A 14,516-nucleotide genomic window follows, 5' to 3' on the forward strand; every position below is an offset into this window, starting at 1 on the left:
CCCCTCTTTGCAAACATATCATATGTAGCATCGTATTCAAATTTTCGAACTGCAACCCCTGCGTTCCCATGTGAATAATAGTATTCCTGCTTATGGTCTCCCGTCTTTACCGTAAAGAATCCTTTTGTAATTCCGGCATCATTAAGAAATTGCTCCTGCTTCTCTTTGGAATAATACAAACTCAAATATGTCCCATCCCTCGAAAGCATATTCCAAAACTTAGCAACCTGATAGCTGTCATCACTCTGTCGTCCGGAAACTAGATCCGAATACGGCTGATCTACATGATCATTCGTGCATGTAAATGTATGAACCCGTCCATCCTTTTCAGTATACTTGTAATACCGGCCATTGGAAAAATCAACAGTATTATTGACGGCTTTAATCTCTTCACACTTATCGGCACTTACTGCAGGCAACTCGCTTTTAAGGTACTCTTTTCCACCTATAATAAAGCTAAACTGCTTGTCACACTTCTGCTTCATAATATCCAGATAATTGAAATTGATAATGTCTAAAACAGATGAAGTGGCTCTACCACGCTTCAATCCACTATTTGCAGAGTAGACGCAAGAAGTAATATCACCATGAACATAACTGTCTCTCATTCCCAATGATATTGCACTTTTTTTCGATGACTGTGTAGTTTTTATTCTCTGATTTGATAATAGACTCATCAGATTTGTGTTTTTATTTATTCTCATATATCTGACTCCATTCAGAATAGCATGCCTCTTCTGTAGCCCATCTGCTATTCAAGATCCGAGCGGTTTATTCATAACAAAAGGGTGCGTTCATTTCCACCCCTGACCGCTTCTATCACTTCCGCGATCGACTCCGGCGGGATTAGTGTGATCCCATGATACGCCAGCCCGGACTCAGATCTGTCCAACCCATGCCAATAAACCCTGACTCCTGCCAGCTTCTCAGCCACAGCCTGCACATACTCATCGTCAACCGCAATGCAATCATACTTATTCGGCTCATACTCTTCAAATATCTGTCCCGGCTCCGGATCCGCCATCATCATTCCAAATTGATGTTTCAACATATCGTTACCTTAAAACTCCTACATCCTCACATCCAGCCTTCCCCCAGCCCTCGTTCTCACTTCCTCCGAAGCATTTTCCCAGTCAAATTCCTGGATACCCTTCACCAACTCATCAATCGAATCAGCCTTCACAAGTCCTTTCTTGAACCTTGCTTCCCGCTGTTCATCCAGCTTTTTAGCCTTTGTCTCTTTTTCATCTTCCTTCTTCTTAGCCCGTTTCTCTTCCCTTAATTCCTCGATACGCTTCTGCTGGTCGGCAGAACTCTTCTCCAACTCAGCAAAGAAGGAAACACTGCCGTCCGACTTTACTGAAAAACCAATGCTCTTTATGTCAGACTTTTTCCCGACTTCCGCAGAGTCATCCATCTTGGCAATCTCTTCTTTTGCCTCCAATATTTTATTCTTGGCATCATCAATCACGCTAAGATATTTTTCCTTAACGCTTTCATCTGCCGCCATCTTCTCAAGAAGCTCCGGCTCGATCAGGACACTGTAATCCTTGCTGCCTCTGGAAAGATACTTCTGAGCCTCATCATCGGACGAATAATCCGCAACAAAGAAATCCATATCCCCGTATTTCTTCTGCATCTCATTCAAAAGATCCTTTGCACCCTGGCTAAGCTCGGGCTGTTTTGAAGCCAGCTGTTGAGCCGCACCATATTTTTCAACAGGCTTTTTATCCGTCCGCTTATTTTCAGGCTTTACCTTTTCATAAATTTTCTTTTGAAAATCCGTGCCAAATGCCACATACCCGCCAATTTTACTCATATCTTCTCGCTCCCTTCCTAATATCGCTCTATTCCTTCGTATCAATCTTCCCGGACACAAGCTGTGATAGCGCAGAAGAATATGTTCCGCTGCTCGTATATGTTCCACCGGCATTTGCCGCAGCCATAGCTATGGCATTCCCCTTGGACATCATTTTATCCGCATAGGAATTATGCCCGGTGAACAGCGTCTTTAATGTGGATATATCAGCTTCTTTCAGCTTATCCTCGTCCAGTTCAAGCTTGTTTCCGCTTTCGACAGAAATACCCACCTTACTTAGCAGTCTTTCGCTCATAGATGTAGTCTTGGTCATCCACGCTGCATTACGCAGGACATTCTTGTTGTTAGATTCTCCTGCCGCTTCAACCGTAGCATTATAATCGTCAATAAAGGACTTCAACGCCTTGGTTATGGCCTTCCAATCATAATCCTCTTTTTCCGTTTCTTCCCCGGTTTTTTCGTCCTTTTCCTTTATGGTTTTCTTCTCCCATAGCGAATCCTGCGTCAACGCCTGAGCAGATTTCGCCATAGAGCCTGCATTTCCTGCCATAAGAGATAGTTTCGGCTTGCTGTCTCCATCGGAAGAAGCCTGTTCGGCCTTTTCCTTCGCATAATAAGCCTTCATCAGCTTTCCGTAGGTTCCATTTTTGATCATGGCATAATCGGAAAGGTTAAAAGCACTGCTGTTATCAGACGATACGCTTAAGCCCTCAAGAAACGCATTGGAATAATTCTTATATTTGCTGGCATAAGAATCATCAAAATAATCATTGCTTCCGGCATATTCCCGTATTGTAGACATAACCCAGACCTCCTTATCTTCAATCAGCATCCATGCACAAAAACTTCATATCAGACCTTCAAATCAACATTATTTCCGGCAGGCTCCGCCACAGAACCCGTGCTCACCGAAACACCCTCTGATACAACGTCGATCGGCTCATACTCATAGTCCGTTTCATGTACAGCTTCAACCTGGGTACCATCATCTTCAGAAACAACACCGATGTCTTCTTTGTCTGTCTTGTCCTTCTTATCAGTCTTATCCTTACCTTCAGTCTTCTCGTGCTTCGCAGTTTCCTGATCTGCCTTGGCAGCCTCTTCCATTTTCTTATTTGCATCGGACAGAATCTCCATCTGAGAAGCTGTTATATCCTCTGCCTTTTTTTCAACCTCTGCAAGCTCTTCTCTCTTTTTCGTGGTATCGCCGCCCCGTGCTTCATCCAGTTTGATCTCTGACTCTAAAACTCCGGCCTTGCCTTCCATTTCAGACTTCACCGCTCCCTGCACCTTGACCTGATGCATGGATGAATCGGCTGAAATGATAGCCTGCATACTGGCGCTTGACATCCCGGTGCCACCTTTAGTTTTTCTCGAAGTCTGTCTGCTGCCTCCAAGCATATCATCCATAGAAGATCCGCTCTTCTGCTGGTTCTCCTTCCTCTGTTCAATCTGATGCTGTCGGAGCTGGTTCTGCAAGTCGCTGATCTGCTGCTGGATCTCCTGTCGCTTCTTCATCTTTTCCTCCAGCGACATCTCCTTATTCTCACCAAGCTCCTGCATCTGCTTCTGAGCATTTGCAATCTGGTTCTGGATATTCTTGCTGACAGCATCCGTCCCCTGATTCATTCTCATCTGAAAAGCTTGTACGCCTGTTCCGTTTCCGTTAATTCCATTTACATTCATGATGTTATCCTCCTTGATTTCTTGTAAGTCATACTTAAACTGTAATGTTCAGCCGACTTCCCGCCTCCATGCTGCTTATAGCGCCTTCTGATACGACCTCAGCTTCCCCCTTACCTAATTTTGAAACCACTTCTTCTGCAGAATCCCCCTTGGAGATCAGTAGTTCCATCCGCTCTTTCTCTTCCGCTCTCCGTTCAGCCTGTTTCTCTTCGAGTTTTTCCTGCTCCTTCAGTTTTTCTTTTCTTGAAGTCTCAGCCTTTTCCTGTTTCTTTTTCTCGATCCGTTTTTCTTCCAGCATCTTCTGCATCTTTTCCTTGGTGCCGGGACCTTCTCCAATTCTGCTGCTAACACCCCAATATGTGATGTTTCCGTCTTTATCAACTTTTACACCAGAAGCAATAAGTTTACTTCCCGGTCTGGACTCAGTTAATTCTTTCATTTCTTTTGCAGTGTCAGGAATATCCGCAATTATTTTTTCATACTTTGCAGCTGTTCCAGGATCTTTCGCCATTTTTTCAACCATAGATGCTGATATAGCTAAATTATTTCCTCCACTACAGCCAAGCATATATGATAGTTCTTGCTTCTCACTCTTGAAATCAACAACCGTGATGTTTACATCAGAGTACTTCTTGCGCAGATTGTTCAAATAATCCTGAGTGGTCTGAGCTGTAGATTCTGATCGCTTTGCTTCACTTGCCTTGGTTGTTTCGCCAGCAGACTTTGTCTGTTTTGTTTCTTTTGGATTCGTATAGGTACTTGCATAATTACCATATACACTGTTAATTTCCATCGCCATACTCTCGTCCTCCTTTGACATATAGATTTGAAATCCATTTCACATTATATGCGGTAGTCAATCCTTTTATATTTCTCCGGCAGATCACCGGTTAAAACCTTACTTGCAACTTCCATCTCAGCTTGTGTTTTATCAGCATTTTTTACTTCTTCTAACTCTTCTGACATTTCATCGAGTTCTTCTACCGTTTCCTCCGCCATCTCTTCTGCAATCTCTTCCAGTTCATCCATTGCCTCAGCAAGCATTCCAGCATCCTTATCAACACCAGTTGCCTCTTCGATCATATCTTCAAGTCGTTCTTCCGGAGTCTTCGGAGCATACTTCTCAGCCTCTTCCGCAATCTTTTCTGCAAGCTCCCTCGCCTCATCAAGCACATGGAACATCTGTGAGTTATTATATTCTGCCTTTGCCGCCGCAATCTGATCATCGTAACCATGTAAAAGATCAAGCTTTCTTGATATATCCTCAATCGAGTCAGCTTTCATATTTTTAAGATTCTCTTTTTGTTGTTCAAAAAAAGCAATCTGATTATCCCTCTTAGCCTGCCTTTCCAACCGATCCTGTGTGCTCTTCAGACCATTATTACTGAACAGGTTTATACTCTGCATTTTTATATTCATACCAGCCCTCCAATCCGACGGGCAAAAAGATATACTCATCTATTCTCTTTTTCGGAAGCCGGAATACACATATAAACCCTTATGTAGTGAACGGCAGGATTATTGAGGTAAACGGTAAAATCCTATTCCGGAATCATCAGTAAAGCCGTAAAAATTACCATATCCTCACGCTGTTCAAGCTGTATGGTGCCGTAGTATTTCTCTGTAATCCGTTTCATGTTCATCAGCCCATATCCGTGGCTTTCCTTATCATCCTTTGATGTCTCTGGAAGTTCGGTCTGGGGATCCAGCATAAGTTTCCCGGCAAAACTGTTCTTTACCTGTATCAGATAGGCATTGTTATTCTTCCAGGCCTTCACTTCTACACGCGGATCCTTGCTTCCTGATGCCGCCCTAATCGCATTGGACAGTGCATTATTCAAAATGATACCGATATCAATGGATTCCACCTTCCCGCTTGACGGATAATGGAAGTTCTGTACGAACTCTACCCCTGCTTCCTCAGCCTCACGCATCTTCTCGGAAATAACGATATCCGTGACGGGATTCCCTGTCTTTGCATTGATCTCCGGCATAGGAAATCCGTTTTGCCAGTCATTAAGGTATTTTGCCGCCTCCTCAGTCTCGCCTTTATCAAGCAAATTCCCAAGAACCATGATATGGTTATTGATATCATGTCTTATCCCGCGGATATCGGAATACAATGCTTCTATCGTATGCACATGTCCTGACAGTTCTTCCACCTGCTTGGATACAAGGGCATTCTGCAGTGCATCCTCCTGTGACTGTTTCATACGCTGATAAGAGTACATGACCGTAATAGCCGCCAAAAATGCTATCACTCCAAACAATGCACGGATTCCATCGTAAACCGGGTAATTATTCCAAACATATACACCGGTATTTTTCACATATACATCTGAGAGAAATGAACTGATCCAATATCCGGCAATGACTGCCACATAAGGAGATGCAAGCAATGTCAGCTCCCTCCACTCCATCCTCTCATTCTTCCTGGCATATACTTTTTCCGAAATTAGTATCTCCAAAAACAACAGAGCGTTTTCTACCGCAACAAGCAGGACCAGGGCAACAATAAACCAGGCGAACTGCTTTCCGAGATCATCCGATGACTCTCTCATAAAGGTAAGAACACTTATCAGCTTCCAGGGCAGAGCCGCGATCACTTGAGATATCCACAGGAACATATATATCGTCATCGAAAGAAAAACCTTCTGCGGCAGGTTTCTTCTCTCACAAAGCAATGATGTAAGACAAACTGCTATGATCCCGATAATATATGCCACCACGCCTGACATAGAAAACGGAATCAGATAAAGAATCGTCATTACCGCAAAGAATACTGTCCCTGTCAGAACTGCTGACTTCTTTTTTATCATATAAGAGACATAGAACCTTGCTACAAGGATCGCGCTGACAAACAATCCTGCTATGGCGGATATAGTACTGGCTATATCCCACATATTTTCAATACTCATGAATCAATCCTCCTGCGGCTGTATTCCAGATAGGCTTTCAGGAATCCATCGTATTCCCTTCTTGATATAGGGATATTGTCTCCACCCGTGAGTGTTACTGACGTGCGGTCATATCTCTCCACATATTTCATATTTACAAGATAAGACCTATGTATACGGTAGAAATCTTTCCCGACAAGATTTTCAAGCACTGATAACTGTCCGTAATACTCTATGCTCTCATTCTTCATGTGAAGGATGGTCTTTCTGTCATATACTTCTGCATATAAAAGCAGGGACAGATTCACCCTGATATGCGATGTACCGGACTGGATCTCAATATATTTATCTTGCTTACCGGATTCTGCCCCGAATCTCTCCAAGCCCTTCACTGCATTCTCAAGCACTTCCTTAAGCTTTTCGTCAGCCACCGGCTTCACAAGGAAGTGGAACGCCTGAAGATCAAATGAGTTGAATACCTGGTCTTCCTCACCTGTAATAAAGATCAGTATCTTTCTCCAATCCCTGTTCCGCAATGTCTTTGCCACATCCATGCCGCTCATTCCAAGCATTTTAATATCAAGCAGGAGAATATCCGGCAATATATCCGCGCCAAGTAATTCCTCTCCGGATGCATAAGTCATGATCTCTGCCTCAGGACAGATCTTTCCAACTTTCTCGGCAAGGATGGCACATATTCTTTTTTCATCATCACAAATGGCTATTCGCATCAAATCCCTCCAAGGTATACTTTATAATTATATCGGATGTTATACATGGATTTCTGCTACCTATGATGTGAACGGTCGATTTTTTGCAGTGAACGGTAAAATAACGCACAAAAATAAGCCCGCAGTCATCGGCTCATCACCGATAACCACGGGCACCTTTTGTTAATAACATCAGATTATAATTACCAAACATGTATTTCACCACTTGGCTTACTTACAGCAAACAGCACATGAAAGATCGATATCTGAACGGTTAGCATCAATAATAATGAACTTATCCAAAATATAGGTACCTCATAATAACATTGAACTCCAGAAACCTGTATCTTCTTCATCCATGAATCTGGAATGGCTTTTCGCAGCAATTTATAAATTCCATATCCCAAACAAGCACCAACCGTATTCGTTATCAAATCATTTATATCCGTTGCCCCTCTTCCGAACATCTGAGCAATCTCTATAGAAAGCGAAATCAGAAATCCTGCAAAAGCTATCTTCGGAAGCCTATCATATTTTCCATAGAGCAACGGCAGAAAAAGTCCCAACGGTACAAATAACAACATGTTAAGGAATGTGTCTTTAGGTCCACTTATCATATCCACAAGCGGAACATATACAATTCTTGGAGAAAAGCTTCCCCAAAGACAATTTCCCGTCATAGTCAATATCCCGATTAAATAAAAGCAGAATACAAATGAAACAATAATATGTGCTAAGGTTTGCTTTTTCTTCGCAGCAATCAAAACTGTATAATACATTAATAATGCCACTATCATTGGAATGTATCCACTTATCAGATGGTGACTTATAAACTTCAAATCCACTAATATAACCTTCCTTCGTCAATTTTTTATAACAAGGTTAACTATTCAGTTAAAATATACTTCTTCACAAGTATATGATGACAAATGACCATAATAACTATAGGAGCAAGAACCCCCACTACCAAGGGAATTCCTGAATAAAAACTATCTCCAATAAACGCAGAGCATATCCACGAACATACCAGGCATACTCCGTAGATAACCCACATCGTACCATGCTTCTTATTCCAAGTATTTACATCTGATAAACTCTCTTTTTCCGGTGGCTTTTCTCCTGTATAAAATCCCACGGGATCTTTACTCTTCAACTGGCTGATTCCTATCCCAAACATTACCAGTGCAACCAAACCGAAAATCACCCCTGATATAATTGTTCCTGCCATCTTTTCCTCCGTTTTATTACAATACAGTATTACTGTTGGTTAGTCCGACAAATCCCAATTACTTTACAAAGAAACACATATGTAAAAAAGAATATTATTATCCTCCATTTATATATCTGTCCCGTATCCGTCATCATTATTCAAAATTCAAGTCTCAACATATATCAGCATAATTATTATAGGATCACTGATACAGATACCCCTGCCGTTCTTCTTCATCCGACCAAATTCTTTCATAACTGCCACCGATTTTGTTAATCAAATCATCCCAATACTTAAACATTGTCATTTCTTCAGTATTTAATCTATGATTTTCAAACCAGCCAAGCATCAACTCCCATGTTCTCTCATCAATCTTGGCTGACCAGTTCTTTTTTGCATCATCATTATCATTGTAGGAAATATTACCCGGATGAGTCATGACAATGCCGTTTTCCCCTCTGTGAGCCATTCCGCGGATTTCTAAGCTTGCATAAAATAGTCCTGCCTCCTGAGAAGTAACTAAATTAGGATATTTTTTCGCATATTCTTCAGCTAATGCTTTATATCTCGCCTCATCAACAGCATTGCACAGAAGGACCTTGCCACCCCTTCCTTCATCTCCAGGTCTCATGAGATATCGGATTCCTGTTCCTTCATGTGTCCCGATATAAAATCCCTCAAGTTTTTTATGCGGAATTTCATCAACCCCTATAGCTTCTGTCAACGCCTTTTCAAGTTCATCCGTTACCGGTATCGCATCATACCAACTATCTTTCACACCGGGGATCTCTCCCACCAACACCTTAAGTCCAGTTGTTGGATCTTCTTGAATAGTCATGTTTTCTGGAAAGAAGAGCCCTGCGCTTTCACCATCAACATATATGCGAAGAGCACCCACATCTGACTCCGGCACTAATTTATAATTTGCACTCTGAACTTCCTTGAATTCTGATGCATTAACAGTTTTTATGTCATTACCTAATGTAATAATATCTTTCAGTACATTATTACTTGAAAATGCTGTAGAAGATACACCTGTAATATTATCTTGATTCGTTTTTGAAAAACCAGCATCTTCGAACTTTTCATAAAAATGAAGCAATTTGCCATATTCTTGAGCAATCACATATTCTCCAAGCAGATTCATATCTGCTATATTTTTCTTAAAAGCCGCCATAAAATCCTGTCTCTGATTTAGCCCAACATTCTCACTCCCCATTGGCAACGATGTCAAACCATTTCTCTTAGGTGCACCGCTCACCGCTTCTAGTGCGTGCATCTCAACAACGGTTGCGTTTTGAGGATTAACATCCTTCACATTGATTGTCTGCTCAAATTCCTTTCCGTTCTCGTCAACGCCACGAGCAACCACCTTTGGATTATCCGCTGTCGAGTCTTCCGCATACTTCAAATAGAATGACAGGCCGGTTCCATTTCCGCCGGAATAAAGCATATCATCCTTCTTCAAATAAACCTTGTAACTGGAGGATTCACCGGCCGCCTTAGCCATCGTACTCATAAATCCATTAACCGACGATCTACTGGTTTGATTTGACTTCGGAACATATGTATTTCCTACTATAGGATTAACCTGCATATAGTGCACCTCACCTTCTGCCTGCCTCGGATCTTTTTTTAAACTCATCAATAAAATCATAAAAGTTGTATATCTTTGATTCTCCTGCAAACTTGAAAGTAGCATTTGTCCCTTCAGGGCAAGAATCTTTTAACATATCAAACAGAGATTTCTTTTTATCCTGATTGCTCTGTACTTTGTCATCCACATATTGATATAGTTCCTCTTCTGTAAAAACCCGACCAACAAACGATGGAAGCACATTTGGAGTATTCCCCATCTTCGTACGATCAAAGCCGTTCACTCCATCTTCCTTATACATATCAGACAATACGCCTGCAAAGTCGTCTGTACCCTGATCCTCTGTAACTGTTTTTTCTCTTTTTGTTGTTTGTGTAGATTGAACCCCATAGAAAATCCCATAATTTCCTAAACCATTTATAGCCATTTTTCTCCTTTCCGCAGCTCATCTATCAGTCAGAGCCGCACCGCTCCCCGGAAAGGACCGAGCGGTATTCAACTATCTATGATTATTTATATCAGTCCGCCACCCACAAATGTACCGGCTTCATACGCTGATAATATCCCTGCTACTTTAGTATCTGACGGAATCTGAAAGAAATCGTTGAGCTCCGAAATGCTGTTTGTCTTAAATACTTTATCTCCATTCAGAAAATCAATGTATGCCTGTCTCTTCTCAGCCGCTTCCTGTAGCCATTTTTCTTCCAATTCCTCCTCCATTTGTTTTTTTCTAATAGCGTTTTTCTGCATCTGTGCCTCTACCTGTTTCCTCGACTCTGCTCGTCTTGTCCAGAAATTGTTTTCTGCAGAAGACTCAAATCGTGCTTTATTTCCTTGTACTCCTACAGGAAATCTTTGCCCGGAAAATTCCTCTTTAGTTGCCCCATAATTAAATATGGTATAAGTGGATGGTCCGCCCATTGCCTGATACCATGAGGGTACCGGCATTGCAAAACAAGTTTTCAGATCGTCAAGTACCCATTTTTCATATTCCGGATCATTTTTCATTGCTTCAAAACCTGCATCAGAAATATTGATAGAATACGATTCACCTGCTTTAGATGGATGAAATGGAAAGCTTGATATCTTATCAGAAATATACTGCTTGTACTCCTCCATCGTCATATCTTTCGTAGATACAGTAGTTACTCCCTCTACGGCACCAGCCGTTTCCACCTTTGAACTTAGCGTAGAAATAAATGAATCCTTTTCACCGGTCACAGTTCCACTATTAATCTTCGAACCTTTATCCACCGATGTCTGAGACGTAACCGATTTGATAAAGCTGCTATAATAACTCGTCATTCCATTTACATCAATAGTATTGTTCATATCATCACCGACCTTTTCTTATAAATCCGAACCATTAGGGATTGATAACCCCACTCCATAAGCTGCTAACATGCTTTCTGGGGTATCTCCAAAAGCAAATGTTCCCGAGCCAAGCATCTGCTCGTTAAGAACAGCTTCTATACTTTTCCTGTGATAGATTTCTTCCTGAATACGTCTGCGTTCAACTGCGGCCTCTTGACTCCGTTCTATATTCTCACGCTCTTGCTTTGCTTTTTTCTCCCTCTTTGCTTTCTGCTCTTCCTCGAACTGTTTTAATTCTTCTTCTGAAGGACCAGATATGTGACCTCCGCCACCTGTTACTCGAAAATGTGCAATGTCTCCATTTTCGTCCAATGCAATCAAGTATGATAATACCCGTCCCGGTCTTGTAGGATGGTTTGCAATAAAACTATCAACTTTATCCATGACCTTTTGAGCAAGTTCAGGATTATTCTTCATTTTCTCTTCCAATTCTGGCGGAACAACTATTGCCTTTCCTCCCAACGTCGAATCTAATCTAGACTGAACGCTGGAATCATCCATATCCGGATCTTGCCCCATTGGTTTCCAATTTAGAACAGATTCATCAACATCATCCTCAAAGAATTTCTCAAATGGAAAATCATTGCGTTCCCATACTCCCTGAGAGATTGCAGAAGCATCCATTACATGGTATTTAGCTCCGGGAAATTTGGTCTTCCACATATCCTCAAAGCCCAATTCTGTCGATGCGGATTTATCAATGGAATAAGCCTCTTTCAGCGAATTTGCAAAATCAGATGATGAAACCGACTTATTCCTGATTTGATTTGCGTAACTATATGTGCTAGCCACACCACTCAAACTGTTAATATCCATATTGAACCTCCATCACTATGATAAAAAGCATCCGTAAACAGGTATGAATCATTCCCTTGATTACAGATGCTCTCCTTAGCCTTTATCTGTTATATTCATTTTATCGACAATCCGACTTCTTCTATAAAGTCCTATGCATAAAACGACTATGAAATGACAAAAAACGACCATCACCTAAATCATAGCCACCGCAGTAAATTCTTTTTCATCACAGGAAATTGCAAAAGTCCCACCATATTTTTCAACCACGCTCTCCACATTTGACAGCCCGATCCCATGTCCATCTATTGACGTTCCCTTAATCTTATTATCCGTAATCTCCACTTTCTGCACGACCGGATTACGCACCGTGAAGATCAGCCTGGAATCCTTTTCCACAAATTTTACCTGGATGGATGCTTTCTGTCCGTGCGATATCACCTTTTCACATTCATGTATCGCATTCTCTATCAAATTTCCAAGCAGTACAACGATATCATCATCAGAAATCCCGATATCGTGAAGATCACTGACAGCAAATGTCATCCCAATATTCTTCCCTTTAGCTACACGATACTGCTGATTCAGAACTGCATTCACAACCGGATGCCCAACATTTACTTCAGACATTTCAACAGAAATGCTTTTCGTCAGCTGTTCCGTAAACTCAATCGCAGCCTCCGTATCGCCGCCCTTTAGAAGCTCCTGTAATGTAGTAATCTGCTTCTTGTAATCATGAAGTTTCCGTCCCTGCCTTTCATACAACGTCTGCATATCACGGAACGCCTGAAGCTGGTTCTGCTTATTCTCAATCTGTATCTCGGATTTCCGAAGTTTCTCATCCTTTATCAGGGAATCCTGCAAAAGAAACAGTGAAAAAATATTAACCACAAGCAGCACAGCCGACACAATTCCCTGAAACATCATGTTGCCTGACGGTGATACAAAAAATGCATAGGAAAACAGTCCCACGATTGCCGTAACAAGTGGAAGCCATATAAAAGACTTAAGCAGTGCATATTCTTTTTTCAAGTACTCTTTCAACAAAGGCAGTTTTTTTCTGAGAAAAATCTCTATACATAGAGATATGAGACAGGCCAAAACTGCCATGAAATTTATTAAAAACGGATTATCACTATACTTAAGCTGAAATAGTACAATTACTAAAGTCTGCAAAAGAATCTGCAAAAGAATTGATGACCCGGAAAAGAAAATACTCATTATCCAGCTTGCCCTGTAGCATAGCTTTATAAAAAAAATATGTATCGCAATGTACGGTAAAAGTTTTATAGGATAGTACTGTTCAGGTATTATTTCAAACAATAAAGCATTGCCTATTAAAAGCATTACAATCACGATATAGGAGAGCAACTTATGCAGTTTATTCCCTTTGTACTCAATAAAAGAGTCATAATAAAATATACATACTGCTGTCTCTATTAAGACTGTGATAAACAAAACCACGAAATCCATCATAATTCTTTCCCCACAAACAATGCGTACTCCTGCCGCACCTGTTTATATCTTGCTTTCGGTACAGGAATCTGCCTGTCATTATCCAATGTCAGGATATAACTGTTGATTCCCCTGATATGCTTCATATTGACAAGAAAGCTGTTATGGGTACGCAAAAACCCATATCCCCTAAGCTGCTCTTCCAAAACATCCAACTTCTCATAAATCTGATATGTCTGGTTCTGCAGCCGGATCATATTTTTACGCCCGGATGTCTCAATCAGAATAATATCCGATGCGTTCAACCTCATTTTTCCTTCAACGCATGGAAATGTGATAACCTTGGACTTTCTCCTTATCTCACCACAAATATCATCCATGCACTCGGTAAAAGTCTTATCCAGATCGTCTTTTATTAGAAACCTGCTTGCCCGTACCTTATACCCGTCAAGCGCATAGTTCATAAATGCCGTAACAAGAATGATTGGAACATCATCCATTTCTTCCCGTATTTTCTTTGCCACAGACAATCCGTCCATATCATCCATATTGATATCCAGGAAAATTATATCCACATCTTCCCCATTGCTGACAGCCTTCAACAGCTCTGAACCGGACTCATATTCCGATATGGAAAAGCTGATATTATTCTCAGCGTCATACGCTTCAATAAGCTTCTTTAGCCTCGCAATATCCTTTTTGTCATCATCACAGACTGCGATTTTCATAGTCCACCTTCTTCCCATAGTCTATCTATATTATATCGGAATTCCGCTCCGCAAATAAAATGCCTCTGCATAAAACGACTATAAAATGTCATAAAACGACTATAAACAAAAAAGCCCGCAGCCATCCGCTGATCGCAGACAACCACGGGCACCTTGCCTCACATCATTTTACACCCCAAAATGTATCACAAACTTCCGCTCCCTCTCTGCGACCACCAGCATTTCCATCAGCCGCCTCATTTCGG

General features: G+C 41.3%; 17 protein-coding genes. All 17 read right to left on the minus strand.

The annotated features are described in order from the left end of the window. Positions 1–704 (minus strand): hypothetical protein (locus G600_RS0112765; RefSeq protein WP_027432245.1); only part of this gene is annotated, 704 nt, incomplete at its 3' end. 71 nt (positions 705–775) lie between these two features. Further along, the gene (locus tag G600_RS14705; protein WP_051195529.1) at positions 776–1,051 is read right to left on the minus strand and encodes a hypothetical protein; all 276 of its coding nucleotides are present in this window, start codon (positions 1,049–1,051) and stop codon (positions 776–778) included. A gap of 18 nt (positions 1,052–1,069) precedes the next feature. Further along, positions 1,070–1,819, minus strand: a complete 750-nt coding sequence (locus G600_RS0112775) for a DUF6033 family protein (RefSeq protein ID WP_027432246.1) — start codon at positions 1,817–1,819, stop codon at positions 1,070–1,072. A 28-nt stretch (positions 1,820–1,847) separates the two neighbouring features. After that, positions 1,848–2,621 carry a hypothetical protein gene (locus tag G600_RS16010; protein WP_027432247.1) on the minus strand — a complete coding sequence of 258 codons (774 nt, stop codon included), beginning with the start codon at positions 2,619–2,621 and terminating at the stop codon, positions 1,848–1,850. 50 nt (positions 2,622–2,671) lie between these two features. Continuing rightward, the gene (locus G600_RS0112785) at positions 2,672–3,505 is read right to left on the minus strand and encodes a FlxA-like family protein (RefSeq protein WP_027432248.1); all 834 of its coding nucleotides are present in this window, start codon (positions 3,503–3,505) and stop codon (positions 2,672–2,674) included. Positions 3,506–3,539: 34 nt separating this feature from the next. Beyond that, on the minus strand, positions 3,540–4,304 hold the full coding sequence (locus G600_RS14715) for a DUF6033 family protein (RefSeq protein WP_051195530.1): 765 nt from the start codon (positions 4,302–4,304) through the stop codon (positions 3,540–3,542). Between the two features lie 44 nt (positions 4,305–4,348). Beyond that, entirely contained in the window at positions 4,349–4,789 is a 441-nt protein-coding gene (locus tag G600_RS0112795; RefSeq protein ID WP_242826388.1) for a hypothetical protein, read from the minus strand. 257 nt (positions 4,790–5,046) lie between these two features. Beyond that, on the minus strand, positions 5,047–6,423 hold the full coding sequence (locus G600_RS0112800) for a sensor histidine kinase (RefSeq protein WP_027432250.1): 1,377 nt from the start codon (positions 6,421–6,423) through the stop codon (positions 5,047–5,049). Then, entirely contained in the window at positions 6,420–7,133 is a 714-nt protein-coding gene (locus G600_RS0112805) for a LytR/AlgR family response regulator transcription factor (protein ID WP_027432251.1), read from the minus strand. Before G600_RS0112805 ends, G600_RS0112800 begins: the two co-directional genes overlap by 4 nt. A gap of 182 nt (positions 7,134–7,315) precedes the next feature. Further along, positions 7,316–7,957 carry a VanZ family protein gene (locus G600_RS0112810; protein WP_027432252.1) on the minus strand — a complete coding sequence of 214 codons (642 nt, stop codon included), beginning with the start codon at positions 7,955–7,957 and terminating at the stop codon, positions 7,316–7,318. A 41-nt stretch (positions 7,958–7,998) separates the two neighbouring features. Then, on the minus strand, positions 7,999–8,340 hold the full coding sequence (locus tag G600_RS0112815; protein ID WP_027432253.1) for a hypothetical protein: 342 nt from the start codon (positions 8,338–8,340) through the stop codon (positions 7,999–8,001). Between the two features lie 184 nt (positions 8,341–8,524). Next, entirely contained in the window at positions 8,525–10,024 is a 1,500-nt protein-coding gene (locus G600_RS16115; RefSeq protein ID WP_162141506.1) for a hypothetical protein, read from the minus strand. Further along, complete coding sequence (locus tag G600_RS0112830) at positions 9,930–10,346, minus strand: hypothetical protein (protein WP_027432254.1); 417 nt, start codon at positions 10,344–10,346, stop codon at positions 9,930–9,932. The genes G600_RS16115 and G600_RS0112830 overlap by 95 nt, the downstream gene beginning before the upstream one ends. 86 nt (positions 10,347–10,432) lie before the next feature. Further along, on the minus strand, positions 10,433–11,251 hold the full coding sequence (locus G600_RS14730; protein ID WP_051195531.1) for a DUF349 domain-containing protein: 819 nt from the start codon (positions 11,249–11,251) through the stop codon (positions 10,433–10,435). Positions 11,252–11,269: 18 nt separating this feature from the next. Then, a complete protein-coding gene (locus G600_RS14735; protein WP_051195532.1) occupies positions 11,270–12,109 on the minus strand; it encodes a hypothetical protein in 840 nt (279 codons plus the stop codon). A 174-nt stretch (positions 12,110–12,283) separates the two neighbouring features. Beyond that, complete coding sequence (locus tag G600_RS15315) at positions 12,284–13,564, minus strand: sensor histidine kinase (RefSeq protein WP_051195533.1); 1,281 nt, start codon at positions 13,562–13,564, stop codon at positions 12,284–12,286. Further along, positions 13,561–14,271 carry a LytR/AlgR family response regulator transcription factor gene (locus G600_RS0112850; RefSeq protein ID WP_034246549.1) on the minus strand — a complete coding sequence of 237 codons (711 nt, stop codon included), beginning with the start codon at positions 14,269–14,271 and terminating at the stop codon, positions 13,561–13,563. The genes G600_RS15315 and G600_RS0112850 overlap by 4 nt, the downstream gene beginning before the upstream one ends. Positions 14,272–14,516 lie beyond the last annotated feature (245 nt).

It is taken from the genome of Lachnospira multipara ATCC 19207 (genome assembly GCF_000424105.1).
Classification (GTDB): domain Bacteria; phylum Bacillota; class Clostridia; order Lachnospirales; family Lachnospiraceae; genus Lachnospira; species Lachnospira multipara.

Excerpts from the sequence above, each read along its gene's own strand:
- G600_RS14705 (WP_051195529.1), bottom strand. The coding sequence starts at position 1,051 with ATGTTGAAACATCAATTTGGAATGATGATGGCGGATCCGGAGCCGGGA.
- G600_RS0112775 (WP_027432246.1), bottom strand. The coding sequence starts at position 1,819 with ATGAGTAAAATTGGCGGGTATGTGGCATTTGGCACGGATTTTCAAAAG.
- G600_RS16010 (WP_027432247.1), bottom strand. The coding sequence starts at position 2,621 with ATGTCTACAATACGGGAATATGCCGGAAGCAATGATTATTTTGATGAT.
- G600_RS0112785 (WP_027432248.1), bottom strand. The coding sequence starts at position 3,505 with ATGAATGTAAATGGAATTAACGGAAACGGAACAGGCGTACAAGCTTTT.
- G600_RS14715 (WP_051195530.1), bottom strand. The coding sequence starts at position 4,304 with ATGGCGATGGAAATTAACAGTGTATATGGTAATTATGCAAGTACCTAT.
- G600_RS0112795 (WP_242826388.1), bottom strand. The coding sequence starts at position 4,789 with ATGAAAGCTGACTCGATTGAGGATATATCAAGAAAGCTTGATCTTTTA.
- G600_RS0112800 (WP_027432250.1), bottom strand. The coding sequence starts at position 6,423 with ATGAGTATTGAAAATATGTGGGATATAGCCAGTACTATATCCGCCATA.
- G600_RS0112805 (WP_027432251.1), bottom strand. The coding sequence starts at position 7,133 with ATGCGAATAGCCATTTGTGATGATGAAAAAAGAATATGTGCCATCCTT.
- G600_RS0112815 (WP_027432253.1), bottom strand. The coding sequence starts at position 8,340 with ATGGCAGGAACAATTATATCAGGGGTGATTTTCGGTTTGGTTGCACTG.
- G600_RS16115 (WP_162141506.1), bottom strand. The coding sequence starts at position 10,024 with ATGCTACTTTCAAGTTTGCAGGAGAATCAAAGATATACAACTTTTATG.
- G600_RS0112830 (WP_027432254.1), bottom strand. The coding sequence starts at position 10,346 with ATGGCTATAAATGGTTTAGGAAATTATGGGATTTTCTATGGGGTTCAA.
- G600_RS14730 (WP_051195531.1), bottom strand. The coding sequence starts at position 11,251 with ATGAACAATACTATTGATGTAAATGGAATGACGAGTTATTATAGCAGC.
- G600_RS14735 (WP_051195532.1), bottom strand. The coding sequence starts at position 12,109 with ATGGATATTAACAGTTTGAGTGGTGTGGCTAGCACATATAGTTACGCA.
- G600_RS15315 (WP_051195533.1), bottom strand. The coding sequence starts at position 13,564 with ATGATGGATTTCGTGGTTTTGTTTATCACAGTCTTAATAGAGACAGCA.
- G600_RS0112850 (WP_034246549.1), bottom strand. The coding sequence starts at position 14,271 with ATGAAAATCGCAGTCTGTGATGATGACAAAAAGGATATTGCGAGGCTA.